Annotated in this window: 11 protein-coding genes and 1 tRNA gene; 6 read left to right on the top strand and 6 right to left on the bottom strand. The window is 69.1% G+C overall.

The window, feature by feature from the left end:
* Position 1 precedes the first annotated feature (1 nt).
* The 3 genes from ACF07B_RS05185 to ACF07B_RS05175 are packed head-to-tail and all read left to right on the top strand — an operon-like array spanning position 2 to position 3,551.
* The gene (locus tag ACF07B_RS05185) at positions 2-1,783 is read left to right on the top strand and encodes a branched-chain amino acid ABC transporter permease (RefSeq protein WP_392177968.1); all 1,782 of its coding nucleotides are present in this window, start codon (positions 2-4) and stop codon (positions 1,781-1,783) included.
* Positions 1,784-1,788: 5 nt separating this feature from the next.
* Positions 1,789-2,838, top strand: coding sequence for an ABC transporter ATP-binding protein (locus ACF07B_RS05180; protein WP_392177775.1), 1,050 nt, complete (start codon positions 1,789-1,791; stop codon positions 2,836-2,838).
* The gene (locus tag ACF07B_RS05175) at positions 2,835-3,551 is read left to right on the top strand and encodes an ABC transporter ATP-binding protein (RefSeq protein WP_369483409.1); all 717 of its coding nucleotides are present in this window, start codon (positions 2,835-2,837) and stop codon (positions 3,549-3,551) included. The genes ACF07B_RS05180 and ACF07B_RS05175 overlap by 4 nt, the downstream gene beginning before the upstream one ends.
* A 113-nt stretch (positions 3,552-3,664) precedes the next feature.
* Here ACF07B_RS05175 and ACF07B_RS05170 read toward each other — a convergent pair whose 3' ends face one another.
* The gene (locus tag ACF07B_RS05170; RefSeq protein ID WP_326788388.1) at positions 3,665-4,321 is read right to left on the bottom strand and encodes a response regulator; all 657 of its coding nucleotides are present in this window, start codon (positions 4,319-4,321) and stop codon (positions 3,665-3,667) included.
* A gap of 97 nt (positions 4,322-4,418) precedes the next feature.
* Here ACF07B_RS05170 and ACF07B_RS05165 point away from each other — a divergent pair.
* Both ACF07B_RS05165 and ACF07B_RS05160 read left to right on the top strand, forming a co-directional pair.
* A tRNA-Leu gene (locus ACF07B_RS05165) sits at positions 4,419-4,493 on the top strand.
* 105 nt (positions 4,494-4,598) lie between these two features.
* Entirely contained in the window at positions 4,599-5,363 is a 765-nt protein-coding gene (locus tag ACF07B_RS05160) for a transcriptional regulator (protein WP_392177774.1), read from the top strand.
* A 28-nt stretch (positions 5,364-5,391) separates the two neighbouring features.
* Here ACF07B_RS05160 and pyk read toward each other — a convergent pair whose 3' ends face one another.
* Entirely contained in the window at positions 5,392-6,828 is a 1,437-nt protein-coding gene (gene pyk / locus ACF07B_RS05155) for a pyruvate kinase (RefSeq protein ID WP_362404015.1), read from the bottom strand.
* 240 nt (positions 6,829-7,068) lie between these two features.
* Positions 7,069-7,797, bottom strand: coding sequence for an SIMPL domain-containing protein (locus ACF07B_RS05150; protein WP_392177773.1), 729 nt, complete (start codon positions 7,795-7,797; stop codon positions 7,069-7,071).
* 139 nt (positions 7,798-7,936) lie between these two features.
* Here ACF07B_RS05150 and ACF07B_RS05145 point away from each other — a divergent pair, with 139 nt between their 5' ends.
* Positions 7,937-9,742, top strand: coding sequence for a 5'-nucleotidase C-terminal domain-containing protein (locus tag ACF07B_RS05145; RefSeq protein ID WP_392177772.1), 1,806 nt, complete (start codon positions 7,937-7,939; stop codon positions 9,740-9,742).
* A gap of 147 nt (positions 9,743-9,889) precedes the next feature.
* On the opposite strand, the gene ACF07B_RS05140 is transcribed toward ACF07B_RS05145, so the two are convergent.
* From ACF07B_RS05140 to pepN, 3 genes are all read right to left on the bottom strand, one after another.
* Positions 9,890-11,338 carry a lysine N(6)-hydroxylase/L-ornithine N(5)-oxygenase family protein gene (locus tag ACF07B_RS05140; RefSeq protein ID WP_384236866.1) on the bottom strand — a complete coding sequence of 483 codons (1,449 nt, stop codon included), beginning with the start codon at positions 11,336-11,338 and terminating at the stop codon, positions 9,890-9,892.
* The gene (locus ACF07B_RS05135) at positions 11,335-12,777 is read right to left on the bottom strand and encodes a pyridoxal phosphate-dependent decarboxylase family protein (protein WP_392177771.1); all 1,443 of its coding nucleotides are present in this window, start codon (positions 12,775-12,777) and stop codon (positions 11,335-11,337) included. The genes ACF07B_RS05140 and ACF07B_RS05135 overlap by 4 nt, the downstream gene beginning before the upstream one ends.
* 224 nt (positions 12,778-13,001) lie before the next feature.
* Entirely contained in the window at positions 13,002-15,494 is a 2,493-nt protein-coding gene (gene pepN, locus ACF07B_RS05130) for an aminopeptidase N (RefSeq protein ID WP_392177770.1), read from the bottom strand.
* Positions 15,495-15,553: the final 59 nt, after the last annotated feature.

The following is a 15,553-nucleotide window of genomic DNA, read 5'->3' as shown; positions in this document are numbered from 1 at the left end:
CATGGCAACCACCGAGACCACCACCTCCGAGCGCGGCCTGATCGCACTCCCCGAGAGCGCCGCCCGCGCCCTCATCGCCTTCGGCGCCATCGCCACCATCGCCAGCACGTTCATGTCCTGGACCTACACGTCCGACTTCCCCGGGGACCTCACCTACTACGGCTCCCCGGCCGGACTCCAGGTCCTCGACATCGTCGCCGGCGCGCTCACCCTCCTCTTCGCCCTGACCCTCTGGAACGTCCGCGGCCTCGGCTGGCTCAACCCGGCGGGCGCCACCCAGCCCGTCGTCCTCGCCGCCGCCTCCGCGTTCGCCGTCAGCTGGTTCAGCGCCATCGCCATCGCCGTCGACCTCAAGGGCCTCGTCGCACTCGACCCCGGCGCCTACGTCGCCGCCGTCGGCTCCCTGATCGCCCTCCTCGGCACCCTGGCACTCCCCAAGCCCGGTGACACCTTCAAGGACTACGTCACCAAGCCCGACCTCATCCCGCCGGCCGCCAAGCTGGCCGCCTGGGTTGAGCGCCTCGTCATCACCGCCGCCACCGCCGTCGCGCTCACCGCGTTCACGTACGGCATCGGCGTCGACCCCGACGCGAGCGAAACGTTCCTGGGCTACCTGCTCCTCGTCGTCTTCGGCGCCTGGGCCCTCCAGACCGCCGGACTCTTCGACCGCTTCGCCCAGCTCAACGCCCGCCACAAGGGATTCGCCACCACCATGGCGTTCCTGGCCGCGGCGATCTTCCCCTACGTCGCGGACAACGAGCACAACTCCAACCTCGGTGTGAGCATCCTCGTCGTCGGCACCGTCGCCCTCGGCCTCAACATCGTCGTCGGCCTCACCGGACTCCTCGACCTCGGATACGTCGCGTTCCTCGGCGTCGGCGCCTACGCCGCGGCCCTCGTCTCCGGCTCCGAGTTCTCCCGCTTCTCCGGCGTCCAGTTCCCCTTCTGGGCCGCCATGCTCACCGGCATGGCCGCGTCGCTCGTCTTCGGCGTCCTCATCGGCGCCCCCACCCTGCGACTGCGCGGCGACTACCTCGCCATCGTGACCCTGGGCTTCGGAGAGATCTTCCGCATCGCCGTCAACAACCTCGACGGCGCCTCCGGACCCAACATCACCAACGGCCCCAACGGCATCTCGATGATCCCGGACCTCAACATCTTCGGGTTCGACTTCGGTGCCTCCCACGACGTCGCCGGCCACGTCCTCGGCCGCTTCGCCAACTACTTCCTGCTGATGCTGCTCATCACCGGACTCGTGGTCGTCGTCTTCTCCCGCGCCGCCGACTCCCGGATCGGCCGCTCCTGGATCGCCATCCGCGAGGACGAGACCGCCGCCACCGCCATGGGCATCAACGGCTTCCGCGTCAAGCTCGTCGCCTTCGCCCTCGGCGCCTCCCTCGCCGGCCTCGCCGGAACGGTCAGCGCCCACGTCGGCTACAGCGTCAACCCGGCCCCGTACCAGTTCGCCGGCTCCGTCCCCCCGAACTCCGCCTTCCTCCTCGCGGCGGTCGTTCTCGGCGGCATGGGCACCGTCAGCGGACCCATCCTCGGCGCCACCCTGCTCTACCTCCTCCCTGAGAAGCTCCAGTTCCTCAGGGAGTACCAACTCCTCGCCTTCGGCGTCGCGCTCGTCGTCCTCATGCGCTTCCGCCCCGAAGGCATCATCGCCAACCGTCGCAACCAGCTCGAATTCCACGAGAGCGACGACAGCGACGAGACCGTCCACATCCCCGAACAAGGCCTGCCCGACTCCACCGTCGGCGTCACCAAGGCAGGGGCGTAACCAACATGACCACCACCACAGCCCCCAGCCCCGTCCTCGAAGCCACCGGCGTCACCATGCGCTTCGGCGGCCTCACCGCCGTCCGCAACGTCGACCTCACGGTCAACGCCGGAGAGATCGTCGGCCTCATCGGCCCCAACGGCGCGGGCAAGACCACCTTCTTCAACTGCCTCACCGGCCTCTACGTCCCCACCGAGGGCAAAGTCGCCTACAAGGGCACGGTGCTGCCCCCCAAGCCGCACCTCGTCACCAGCGCAGGCATCGCCCGCACCTTCCAGAACATCCGGCTCTTCGCCAACATGACCGTCCTGGAAAACGTGCTCGTCGGACGCCACACCCGCACCAAGGAAGGCCTCTGGTCCGCCCTCCTTCGCGGCCCCGGCTTCCGCAAGGCAGAGGCCACCTCGCGCGAACGCGCCATGGAACTGCTGGAGTTCATCGGCCTCGCCCACAAGGCCGACCACCTCTCCCGCAACCTCCCCTACGGCGAACAGCGCAAGCTGGAGATCGCGCGCGCGATGGCGAGCGAGCCGGGCCTGCTCCTCCTGGACGAGCCCACCGCCGGCATGAACCCCCAGGAAACCCGCGCGACCGAAGAACTCGTCTTCGCCATCCGCGACCGGGGCATCGCCGTCCTCGTCATCGAGCACGACATGCGCTTCATCTTCAACCTGTCCGACCGCGTGGCCTGCCTCGTCCAGGGCGAAAAGCTCGTCGAAGGCACCTCCGAGGTCGTCCAGGGCGACGAGCGCGTCGTCGCCGCCTACCTGGGCACCCCGTTCGAGGGCGCCCCGGGCGAGGAGGAGCTGGCCGAGGTCGAGGCCGCGGAAGCGGCGGGAACCGCCGAAGCCGTGACCGCGACGGACACCGCTCCGAAGACCGAGGAAGCCGGCGAGACCCCGGCGGCCGAGGACAGCACGGACACCGACAAGGCCCCCGAGGCCTCCGCGGAGCCCGATGACGCCACCCCGGCCGACGACTCCGACGCCCCCACCGCGTCCGACGCATCCGACGCGCAGGGCAGCAGCACCAGCAAGGAAGGAACCGCCCAGTGACCGCACTGCTCGAGGTCGAAGACCTCAAGGTCGCCTACGGCAAGATCGAAGCCGTCAAGGGCATCTCCTTCACCGTCGAAGCCGGCCAGATCGTCACCCTCATCGGCACCAACGGTGCCGGCAAGACGACGACCCTGCGCACCCTCTCCGGGCTCCTCAAGCCCAGCGGAGGCCGCATCCTCTTCGACGGCCAGCCCCTCGCCAACATCCCCGCCCACAAGATCGTCGCCCTCGGACTCGCGCACTCCCCCGAGGGACGCCACATCTTCCCCCGCCTCTCCATCGCGGAGAACCTCCAGCTCGGAGCCTTCCTCCGCAGCGACAAGGCGGGCATCGAGAGGGACATCCAGCGCGCCTACGACCTCTTCCCCATCCTGGGAGAACGCCGTAAGCAGGCCGCCGGCACCCTCTCGGGCGGCGAACAGCAGATGCTCGCCATGGGACGCGCCCTCATGTCCCAGCCCAAGCTGCTCATGCTCGACGAACCCTCCATGGGCCTCTCGCCGATCATGATGCAGAAGATCCTCGCCACCATCGCGGAACTCAAGGCGTCCGGGACGACCATCCTGCTCGTCGAGCAGAACGCCCAGGCGGCGCTCTCCCTCGCCGACCAGGCCCACGTCATGGAGGTCGGCAGCATCGTCCTCTCCGGCACCGGCCAGGACCTCCTCCACGACGAGTCCGTCCGCAAGGCGTACCTCGGCGAGGACTGATCCACCGCGGCCCGGCCGCACACACGAAGAGGCCCGCACCTCCGTCAGGGGTGCGGGCCTCTTCCGTTCCGCCATGACCAGGCGGACCAAGCTCTCTACGACAGAGGGCTGAACTAGCCCTTCGCCGCCTTCTTCTCCTCGGCGTCCTCGATGACCGCCTCGGCCACCTGCTGCATCGACATACGCCGGTCCATCGACGTCTTCTGGATCCACCGGAACGCCGCCGGCTCCGTCAGGCCGTACTCCGTCTGCAGCACCGACTTCGCGCGGTCCACCAGCTTGCGCGTCTCCAGACGCTGCGTGAGATCCGCGATCTCACCCTCCAGCGCCTTCAACTCCGCGAACCGGGACACCGCCATCTCGATCGCCGGCACCACGTCGCTCTTGCTGAACGGCTTCACCAGGTACGCCATCGCGCCCGCGTCACGGGCCCGCTCGACCAGGTCGCGCTGCGAGAACGCGGTCAGCATCAGCACCGGGGCGATCGACTCCTCGGCGATCTTCTCCGCCGCCGAGATGCCGTCCAGCTTCGGCATCTTCACGTCGAGGATCACCAGGTCGGGCTTGTGCTCCCGGGCCAGCTCGACGGCCTGCTCACCGTCACCGGCCTCACCTACGACGGTGTAGCCCTCTTCTTCGAGCATCTCTTTGAGGTCGAGACGGATCAGCGCCTCGTCCTCGGCGATGACGACACGGGTCGTCAGCGGAGGCACGTGCGACTTGTCGTCGTCGGGCGCGTCTACGGGCTGGGGCGACTCGGGGGCGGTCACGGGGGCTCCTCGTTCAGGGCGGGGACTGCTGACAAGAGCCTACCTAGCTGCGGTAAAGTAGTGGCGCGAGGGGGCACCGTACTCCTTCCTTTCTAAGGCCCCAGTACTCCAATCGGTTAGAGAGGCCGCTCTCAAACAGCGGACAGTGTGGGTTCGAATCCCACCTGGGGCACTTTTCCTTCGATTCCAAGGTCGCCACTCAAAGCGGATGTTCCCTTTCTGGTGAACATCCGCTTTTTGCTGCGTGTCGCACGTCTCCCGTGCACACAGTGGCCATATGTACGACATGGGCACACGAAAGCGGACTCTTGCCCTTGTGAGCCAGGGGCGCAGCCTGAACTCGGTGAGCAAGGAAACCGGGATCTCCCGAGCCGCCATCCGTTCATGGCAGATACGCGTCGAGCCCCTCGACGGCAACCGTTCACAGCCCTGCCCAAGGTGCCGCGCCATCCCAGGGGAGCCTGACGAGCCCGCCGCGTACACCTGTTTACTGGGGCTCTATCTCGGCGACGGCTGCGTCAGCTTCCTGAGAAGAGGCGTCTACTTTCTTCGCATCGCGTGCGCCGACGCCTGGCCCGGTCTGATCGACGCCTGCGCGGCAGCGATGCAATTGGTTCGCCCCGACTGCAAGGTGTTCCGCGTCCAAAGCGCGGGGTGCCAATACGTCACCTGCTGCAGCAAGCACTGGCCCTGCCTGTTCCCCCAACATGGCCCCGGCAAGAAGCACGACCGCGAGATCACTCTCGAACCCTGGCGGCGGCGAATCGTCGATGCCCACCCCTGGGAGTTCGTCCGGGGGCTCATCCACTCGGACGGCTGCCGGATCACCAACTGGACGACGCGCCTCGTCGCCGGGGAAACGAAGCGCTACGAGTACCCCCGGTACTTCTTCACCAACAAGTCGTCCGACATCATGCGCCTCTTCACCGACACCCTCGACGCGGTCGGCGTCGACTGGAAACAGCCGAACTGCCGCAACATCTCCATCGCCCGCAAAGCCTCCGTAGCCCTCATGGACGCCCACGTGGGCCCCAAGTACTGACCGGCGACGGAGAAGGCCCCGCTTCCGGCTACTTGGGGCTGTCGTCCTCGCCCACGTGGTGGACGCGGACCAGGTTCGTGGAGCCGGTGACTCCGGGCGGGGAGCCGGCGGTGATCACGACGATGTCGCCCTTGGCGCAGCGGCCGTACTTGAGGAGGAGTTCGTCGACCTGGTCGACCATGGCGTCGGTGGAGTCGACGTGGGGGCCGAGGAAGGTTTCGACGCCCCAGGTGAGGTTGAGCTGGGAGCGGGTGGCGGGGGTGGGGGTGAAGGCGAGGAGGGGGATGGGTGAGCGGTAGCGGGAGAGGCGGCGGACGGTGTCGCCGGACTGGGTGAAGGCGACGAGGAACTTGGCGCCGAGGAAGTCGCCCATCTCGGCGGCGGCTCGGGCGACGGCGCCGCCCTGGGTGCGGGGCTTGTTGCGTTCGGTCAGCGGCGGCAGCCCCTTGGCGAGGATGTCCTCTTCGGCCGCCTCGACGATGCGGGACATCGTCCTGACGGTCTCGATGGGGTATTTGCCGACGCTGGTCTCGCCGGAGAGCATGACGGCGTCGGTGCCGTCGATGACGGCGTTGGCGACGTCGGAGGCTTCGGCGCGGGTGGGGCGGGAGTTCTCGATCATCGAGTCGAGCATCTGGGTGGCGACGATGACCGGCTTGGCGTTGCGCTTGGCGAGTTTGATCGCGCGCTTCTGGACGATGGGGACCTGTTCCAGGGGCATTTCGACGCCGAGGTCGCCGCGGGCGACCATGATGCCGTCGAAGGCGGCGACGATGTCGTCGATGTTGTCGACGGCCTGGGGTTTTTCGACCTTGGCGATGACGGGGAGGCGGCGGCCTTCCTCGTCCATGATGCGGTGGACGTCGTCGATGTCCTTGCCGCTGCGGACGAAGGAGAGGGCGATGACGTCGAAGCCGGTGCGCAGGGCCCAGCGGAGGTCGTCCTCGTCCTTGTCGGAGAGGGCGGGGACGGAGACGGCGACGCCGGGGAGGTTGAGGCCTTTGTGGTCGGAGACCATGCCGCCTTCGATGACGGTGGTGTGGACGCGGGGGCCGTCCACGGAGGTGACTTCGAGGCAGACCTTGCCGTCGTCGACGAGGACGCGTTCACCGGGAGTGACGTCCGTTGCCAGTCCGTCGTAGGTGGTTCCGCAGTGGTCGCGGTCTCCTTCGGCGCCTTCTTCGACGGTGATGGTGAAGGTGTCTCCGCGTTCAAGGAGTACGGGGCCTTCGGTGAAGCGGCCGAGGCGGATCTTCGGGCCTTGAAGGTCGCCGAGGATTCCGACGCTGCGGCCGGTTTCGTCGGAGGCCTTTCGGACGTGTCGGTAGCGTTCCTCGTGGTCGGCGTGGGTGCCGTGGCTGAGGTTGAAGCGGGCTACGTCCATTCCGGCTTCGACCAGGGCTTTGATCTGGTCGTACGTGTCGGTGGCGGGGCCCAGTGTGCAGACGATTTTCGCTCGGCGCATGATGTGAGCCTAGGCCTTACCGGTCGGTAGAGAATTGGTCGCGCATGACTACTCAACAACCTTTGCGTGAAGGGTTATTGACAACTGTTGAATTGGGCGCCGTGCCGCTCCGATGAGCAGGGCATGGTTCTCGGTGCGATCGGCGCGTTCCTCCGCCCGTGTCCGTCCAGTGTGCGTCGGGCGGTGGGTGGGTGCGCGGAAGAGTCTCGTGGTGACTTTCCGTGATGTTTTCAGGTGTGACTAGAGCCGTGGCGGTGCCATGGTGAAGCGGGCGTCGACCTGGGCGCGGACGTGCTGGCGTTGGGGTTCGAGGTCGAGGGGGGCGGGCTCGTCCTCGGTGGGGGCGGCGCCGTAGGCGGCCCGGCTGAGCGCGCGGGTGCTCTGGGGGACTCGGGGGTGGGTGTCCTCGGCGCCGGTGTCGGCGAGTTCGACGAGTGCGGTGAGGGTGGTGTCGAGGGCTTCGGCGTATTCGCGGGCGCGTTGGACGGCTTCGCGGACGGCCTGTTGACGTGCGGTGCGGTGGGCGGGTGAGTCGGGGCGCAGGGCCCACCAGGGGCCGTCCACGCGGGTGAGGTCGAGGTCGGCGAGGGCGGTGGTGAGTTCGCCCAGTGCGGTGAAGTCGTTGAGCTCGGCGGTGATGTGGACGAGGCCGTGGTGGGTGCGGACGCGTTCTCCGCGGCCGTGCCGGCCGAGTTCGGGGGTGATGGTGAGGGCGCTGGTTTCGAGGCGTTCGACGGCGTCGCCGTAGGTTTTGACGAGGTCGAGGGCGAGGGTGTTGCGGCGGGTGAGGTCGGCGAGGGTTTCGCGTCGGTCTTTGCCGCGGGCGGTGACGGTGATGGTGATGCGGGCGATCTCGGGGTCGACTTCGAGACGGGCTTCGCCTCGGACGGCGATGCGGGGTGTGTCGGGGGTGCCGTAGGGGACGGCGGGTGGGGTCGGGTGGGTGGCGGGGGCGATGTCGGGGGTCATACGTCCCACTCTGTCAGGGGGTGGGGGGTCCGTGGCGCCGTACGGCCACGAGATGGAAACCTCCAGGGTCTTTTGCGGGGGCGGGTGTTGGGTCAGAATCTACGCGCGTCGTTGACCAATTTCCCGAGGAGTTCGAGCCATGCCGTTGAATCGCCGGAAGTTTCTGAAAGAGTCCGCCGTGACGGGTGCGGGGGTGGCGCTCGCGGGTGTGGGCGCGGCTCCGGTGGCGCAGGCCGCGGAGAGGGCGAAGGGGGGCCGGCCGGTGAAGCGGTACGAGCTGACGGTCATGGGGACGACCGATCTGCACGGTCATGTCTTCAACTGGGACTACTTCAAGGACGCGGAGTACGCGGACAAGGCGGGTAACGCTCAGGGTCTGGCGCGCATCTCGACGCTGGTGAACGAGATCCGTGCGGAGAAGGGGCGTTGCAACACGCTGCTCCTGGACGCCGGTGACACGATCCAGGGCACGCCGCTGACGTACTACTACGCGAAGGTGGATCCGATCACCGCCAAGGGTGGTCCGGTGCATCCGATGGCGCAGGCGATGAACGCGATCGGGTATGACGCGGTGGCGCTCGGCAACCACGAGTTCAACTACGGGATCGAGACGCTGCGGAAGTTCGAGTCGCAGTGCCGTTTCCCGTTGCTGGGCGCGAACGCGCTGGACGCGAAGACGCTGAAGCCGGCGTTCCCTCCGTACTTCATGAAGGAGTTCCACGTCCACGGCGCGCCGCCGGTGAAGGTGGCGGTGCTGGGTCTGACGAACCCCGGTATCGCGATCTGGGACAAGGCTTACGTGCAGGGGAAGTTGACGTTCCCGGGCCTTGAGGAGCAGGCGGCGAAGTGGGTGCCGAAGCTGCGGTCGATGGGTGCGGACGTGGTGGTCGTGTCGGCGCATTCGGGTGCGTCGGGTACGTCGTCGTACGGTGACCAGGTGCCGTACGTGGAGAATTCGGCGGCGCTGGTGGCGCAGCAGGTGCCGGGGATCGACGCGATCCTGGTGGGTCACGCGCATCTGGAGATCCCGGAGCTGAAGGTCACGAACACGGCGACGGGGAAGACCGTCGTGCTGTCGGAGCCGCTGGCGTACGCGGAGCGGATGTCGGTGTTCGACTTCGCGCTGGTCTTCGAGAAGGGGCGCTGGACGGTCGAGTCGGTGGCGGCCTCGGTGCGCAACACGAACTCGGTGGCGGACGACCCGAAGATCACGCGGCTGCTGAAGGACGAGCACGACGTGGTGGTGGCGTACGTCAACCAGGTGGTCGGTGCGGCGACGGAGACGTTGACGACGGTGGAGGCGCGTTACAAGGACGCTCCGATCATCGATCTGATCACCAAGGTGCAGGAGGACGTGGTGCGGGCGGCGCTGGTGGGGACGCAGTACGCGTCGCTGCCGGTGATCGCGCAGGCGTCGCCGTTCTCGCGGACGTCGGAGATCCCGGCGGGTGACGTGACGATACGGGACCTGTCGAGTCTGTATGTGTACGACAACACGCTGGTGGCGAAGGTGTTGACGGGTGCGCAGGTGCGGGCGTACCTGGAGTATTCGGCGAACTATTTCGTGCAGACCCCGGTGGGTGCGGTGGTCGACACGGAGAAGCTGACGAACGCGAACAGTCGTCCGGACTACAACTACGACTATGTGTCGGGGCTCGCGTACGACATCGACATCGCGCAGGCGGAGGGTTCGCGGATCAAGAACCTGACATACGGCGGTGTGCCGTTGGATGACTCTCAGCAGTTCGTGTTCGCGGTGAACAACTACCGTGCCAATGGTGGCGGCGCGTTTCCGCATGTCGCTTCGGCGACCGAGGTGTGGTCGGAGTCGACGGAGATCCGGACGCGTATCGCGGAGTGGGTCACGGCGAAGGGTGTGCTGGACCCGAAGGAGTTCGCGTCGGTGGACTGGAAGCTGACGCGTGAGGGTGTGCCCGTGTTCTAGGGCGGTGGTGGTTCAGGTCGGCGGCGTCGGCGCGGTTTCTCGCGTCGGCGCCGTTTGTCTTGGGCGGTGGTGCAAGGCGGTCGGGGAATCCCGGCCTGTGTGTGAACCGATCGGCGGGGCTCGTCCGATGAGGGGATGTGGGGGTGGTCATCGTCCTTCGACGAGGGGGATGAGGGGGACGAGTGGGGTGAGGGGGGTGAGGGTCCGGGGTTCCTGGCGGGCGGCGGGGACGCGGGGGGCGTGTTCGAGGCCGAAGGTGGTGAAGGCGGTGCGGCCGGGGAGGGGGTAGGGGTCTTTGCCGGTGAGGGAGTTGAGGATGGTGGCGCTGCGCCAGGCGGCGAGGCCGAGGTCGGGGGTGCCGACGCCGTGGGTGTGGAGTTCGGCGTTCTGGACGTAGACGCGGCCGGTGACGGTGGGGTCGAGGACGAGGCGGAACTGGTTGTCGATGTCGGGGCGTTCGGCGTTGTCGCGGCGGAGGTAGGGGTCGAGTCCGGCGAGGAGGGGTGCGATGGGGCGTTCGCGGTAGCCGGTGGCGAGGACGACGGCGTTGGTGGTGAGGCGGGAGCGGGTGCCTTGCTGGGTGTGTTCGAGGTGGAGTTCGATCTTGGTGGTGGCGATGCGGCCGGCGGTGCGGACGGTGACGGCGGGGGTGAGGACGGCGTCGGGCCAGCCGCCGTGGAGGGTGCGGCGGTAGAGCTCGTCGTGGATGGCGGCGATGGTGTCGGCGTCGATGCCTTTGTGGAGTTGCCACTGGGCGGCGAGGAGCCGGTCGCGGACGGGTTCGGTGAGGGCGTGGAAGTAGCGGGTGTAGTCGGGGGTGAAGTGTTCGAGGCCGAGTTTGGAGTACTCCATGGGTGCGAAGGCCTCGGTGCGGGCGAGCCAGTGGATCCTTTCTTTTCCGGTGGGGCGGTTGCGGAGGAGGTCGAGGAAGACCTCGGCTCCTGACTGGCCGGCGCCGATGACGGTGATGTGGTCGGCGGTGAGGAACCGGTCGCGGTGTTTGAGGTAGTCGGCGGCGTGGATGACGGGTGCGTCGGGGGCCTCGACCAGCGGTTTGAGGGGTTCGGGGATGTGGGGGGCGGTGCCGACGCCGAGGACGATGTTGCGGGTGTGGGTGCGGCCGAGGGCCTGGGCCTGGCCGTGGGCGTCGAGCTGGGTGAAGTCGACTTCGAAGAGCTCGTGTTCGGGGTTCCAGCGGACGGTGTCGACCTGGTGGGCGAAGCGGAGTCCGGGGAGGTTGTCGGCGACCCAGCGGCAGTAGGCGTCGTATTCGGCGCGTTGGATGTGGAAGCGCTCGGCGAAGTAGAAGGGGAAGAGGCGGTCGCGGTCCTTGAGGTAGTTGAGGAAGGACCAGGGGCTCGTGGGGTGGGCGAGGGTGACCAGGTCGGCGAGGAAGGGGACTTGGAGGGTGGCGCCGTCGATGAGAAGGCCGGGGTGCCAGTCGAAGCCGGGGCGTTGTTCGTAGAAGACGGTGTCGAGTTCGGTGAGGGGGTGGGCGAGGGCGGCGAGGGAGAGGTTGAAGGGGCCGATGCCGATGCCGACCAGGTCGCGGGGTGTGTCGGCGTCGGGGCGCTGGGGGTGAGGTGTCGGTCTCATCGGGGGGTGTGTCCTTCCACCAGTTTCAGGAGCGTGGCCAGGTCGCCGGGCCGGGTGTGGGGGTTGAGGAGGGTGGCTTTGAGCCAGCGGCGGCCGTCGAGGGTGGCGCGGCCGAGGACGGCGCGGCCTTGGTCGAGGAGGGTGCGGCGTACGGCGGCGACGGTGTCGTCGGTGGCGCCTTGGGGCCGGAAGAGGACGGTGCTGATGACGGGGTGGTCGTAGAGCTCGAAGCCGGGGTGTGCGGCGGTGAGGTCGGCGAGTTCGTGGGCGTGGGCGCAGACCTGGTCGACGAGTGTGCCGATGCCGTGGCGTCCGAGGGTCTTGAGGGTGACGGCGATCTTGAGGATGTCGGGGCGGCGGGTGGTGCGCAGGGAGCGGCCGAGGAGGTCGGGGTGGCCTGCTTCGGTGTCGTCGTCGGCGTTGAGGTAGTCGGCCCGGTGGGTGAGGGGGGTGAGGTCGGCGGGGTCGCGGACGGCGAGGAGTCCGGCGGCGACGGGCTGCCAGCCGAGTTTGTGCAGGTCGAGGGTGACGGTGTCGGCGCGGGCGAGTCCGTCGAGTTTGGTGCGGTGCCGGTCGCTGAAGAGGAGGCCTCCGCCGTAGGCGGCGTCGATGTGGAGGCGGGCGCCGTGGGTGGCGCAGAGGTCGGCGATGTCGGGCAGGGGGTCGATGAGTCCGGCGTCGGTGGTGCCGGCGGTGGCGGCGACGAGGAGGGGGCCGCGCAGGGCGCTGAGGGCGCTGTCGAGGGCGGCGGGGTCGAGGGTGCCGGCGGGTGCGGGGAGGACGACGGGTTCGGGGAGGCCGAGGAGCCAGGCGGCGCGGTGGAGGGAGTGGTGGGCGTTGGCTCCGACGATGAGTTGGACGCCGTGGTGTTTCTCGCGGGCGAGGAGGAGGGCGAGTTGGTTGGATTCGGTGCCGCCGGTGGTGACGAGGGCGTCGCTCCGTGTGCCCTCCGTGCCCCGTGTGCCCTCCGTGCCCCGTGTGCCCCGCGTGCCCCTCGCGTCTGAGGTGTGCGGGGTGTCGGGGTCGCCGTAGACCAGGTGGGCGAGGGCCCGGGTGAGGAGTGCCTCGATTTCGGAGGCGGCGGGGGCCTGGTCCCAGGAGTCGAGGGAGGGGTTGAGCGCGGAGGCGGCGAGGTCGGCGGCGGTGGCGACGGCCAGGGGCGGGCAGTGCAGGTGGGCCGCGCACAGGGGGTCGGCGGGGTCGGCGGAGCCTTCGGCGAGGGCGCGGACGACGGTGTGCAGGGCGTCGGGGCTGCCGTGGTGGGGCAGGGGGTCGCCGAGGGCGGTGCGCAGGCGCTCGGCGACCTGTTCGGGTCCTCCGGCGGGAAGGGGGCCTCCGCGGGCGGTGGTGCCTTCGGCGAGTGCGTGCAGGACGGTGTCGAGCAACGGCCGCAGTGCGTCGGGGCCTTCGGGGCCTGAGGCGAGGGGCGGCGTGCTCATCGGTGTCCTCCGGTGGACGTGCGGCGGGGCCCTTCCCGGCGTGTGCGTGTTTTGGGCAGGTGCGCCCGCCAAGGACAACGATTCGGCCCCGGCGGGGGTACTGCCGTACGGAGGAATTTGTGTGACGGGGGCCGGACACGCCGGACGCCGGACGGCTGCGGGGGCAGCGGTCCGGCGTCCGGGTTCGCGTCTGGTTTCCGCTGTGTGCGGCTGGTGGTCGGCCGTCAGGCCTGCCGGACCCGCAACGCGCGGGCGAGGTCGTCGAGTTGGTCGGTGAGCTTGCGGCGCAGGGCCGGGATGAGGTCGGCGTCGCGCAGGCAGCTCTCGCCGAGGGCGAGGGTCTCGGGGGTGACGGCGCTGGCGGGGAAGGCCCAGCGTCCGGCGGCTTCGGCGATGGCGGGGCCGCGTCGTTCGGCGACGGCCACGGCGTCGGGCCAGTAGCGCTCGACGTAGTCGTGGACGAGGCCGGCCTGTTCGGGCTGCCAGAAGCCCTGGGCGGTGGCGGTGAACAGGTAGTTGGAGAGGTCGTCGGTGGCGAACATCGCGTCCCAGGCGGCGCGTTTGGCCTGGGGGTCGGGCAGGGCGGCGCGGCAGCGGGCGGCGCCCTCCTGGCCGGTGGCGCTGGGGTCCTGGACGAGTTCGGCGTCGATCACGGCGTCGTCGACGGCGCCGAGGACGCTGAGCCGGCCGAGGATGCGCCAGCGCAGCTCGGGGTCGAGTTCGGGGCCGCCGGGGACGGTGCCCTCGGAGAACCAGGCGCTGATGGTGTCGGGGTGCACGGCGACGTCGATGAGGTGGCGTACGGCGGTCAGGCGCAGTCCGGGCTGGGAGCCGTCCTCGGTGCGGCGGATGAGGTCGCGGCACAGGTCGGTGAGGGTGGCGAGGGCGGTGGCCCGCTGCTCGGGGTTCAGGTACCGGTCGGCGACGTGGGCGGTGGCGAAGGTCAGGACGCCCTGGACGACGGCGAGGTCGGTTTCGCGCGGCAGGTGGGTGCGGGCCGTCTCGATGTAGGCCGTGGCGGGGAGTTCTCCGTCGCGTACGGCGTCACGCAGGGCGTTCCAGACGACGGCCCGGGTGAGGGGGTCGGGGAGGCCGCCGAGGGCGGCTCGTACGGTCTGGAAGGACTTGGTGTCGAAGCGGACCTTGGCGTAGGTGAGGTCGCCGTCGTTGAGGAGGAGCAGGTCGGGGCGGCGGCCGGGCCGGGGGTCGGCCACGTCGCCCTGGGGGACGTCGAGTTCGAAGCGGTCGCGCAGGGTGAGCCGGGTGTCCTCGCCGGGGACGGTGTCGTAGGCGCCGACGGCGATGCGGTGGGGGCGGCTGCCCTGGTGGCCGACGGTGAGGTGCCACTGGCCGCCGGCTTCGGTGATCTCGGGGGTGAGGGTGTCGACGCCGGTGGTGCGCAGCCAGGCGTCGGCCCAGGCGTGGACGTCGCGTTCGGTGGCGGAGGCGAGGTTGTCGATGAAGTCGGCGAGGGTGGCGTTGGCGAACCTGTGGCGGGCGAAGTGGGTGTTGATGCCGGCCAGGAAGTCCTTCTCGCCGAGCCAGGCGACGAGTTGGCGCAGGGCGGAGGCGCCCTTGGCGTAGGAGATGCCGTCGAAGTTGAGCATGGCGGACGCGGTGTCGGGGACGGCGTCCGGGTCGGGGGCGACGGGGTGGGTGGAGGGGCGCTGGTCGGCGTCGTAGCCCCAGGATTTGCGGGCGACGCCGAAGTCGACCCAGGTGTCGGTGAAGCGGGTGGCTTCGGTGAGGGTCTGGTAGCCCATGTACTCGGCGAAGGACTCGTTGAGCCAGATGTCGTCCCACCAGCGCAGGGTGACGAGGTCGCCGAACCACATGTGGGCCATTTCGTGGGCGATGACCATGGCGCGGGTCTGGCGCTCGGTGTCGGTGACGGCGGAGCGGTAGATGAACTCGTCGCGGAAGGTGACGAGGCCGGGGTTCTCCATGGCGCCGGCGTTGAATTCGGGGACGAACGCCTGGTCGTAGGAGTCGAAGGGGTAGGGCTCCTCGAACTTCTCGTGGTAGCGGTCGAAGCAGGCGCGGGTGACGTCGAGGATCTCGTCGGCGTCGGCGTCGAGGTACGGCGCGAGGGAGCGGCGGCAGTGGAGGCCGAAGGGCAGGCCGCCGTGTTCGGTGCGTACGGAGTGCCAGGGGCCCGCGGCGACGGCGACGAGGTAGGTGGAGATCAGCGGGGTGGGGGCGGCCTTCCAGTGGCCGTCCCCGAGGTGTTCGGTGACGCCGTTGGCGAGGACGGTCCAGCCTTCGGGGGCGGTGACGGAGAGCTCGAAGACGGACTTGAGGTCGGGCTGGTCGAAGGCGGCGAAGACGCGCTGGACGTCTTCCATGAAGAGCTGGGTGTAGAGGTAGGTCTCGCCGTCGGTGGGGTCGGTGAAGCGGTGCATGCCCTCCCCGGTGCGGGAGTAGCGCATGGAGGCGTCGACGCGCAGTTCGTGCTCGCCGGCGGTGAGCGCCTTGAGGGGGAGCCGGTTCTCGTGGAGGGTCGTGGGGTCGAGGGGCCGGCCGTCCAGGGTGACGGAGCGCAGTTCGGCGGGCTTCATCTCGACGAAGGTGTCCGCGTCGGCGCGGGCGGTGAACCGGATGACGGTCAGGGAGTCGAAGGTCTCGCCCCCTCCGGTCAGGTCGAGTTCGATCCCGTAGTGGTGGACGTCGAGGAGATCGGCACGGGTCTGCGCTTCGTCGCGCGTCAGTACGGACATGAGGCCATGCTGCCCGATGGCGGGGTCAGGACACAGGGGTGGTCCGGTAAATGCGCATT

It is taken from the genome of Streptomyces sp. NPDC015532 (genome assembly GCF_043078065.1).
Taxonomy (GTDB): domain Bacteria; phylum Actinomycetota; class Actinomycetes; order Streptomycetales; family Streptomycetaceae; genus Streptomyces.
Note: the sequence above shows the minus strand (reverse complement) of the source record. Positions and strands in the feature narration are given on the sequence as shown.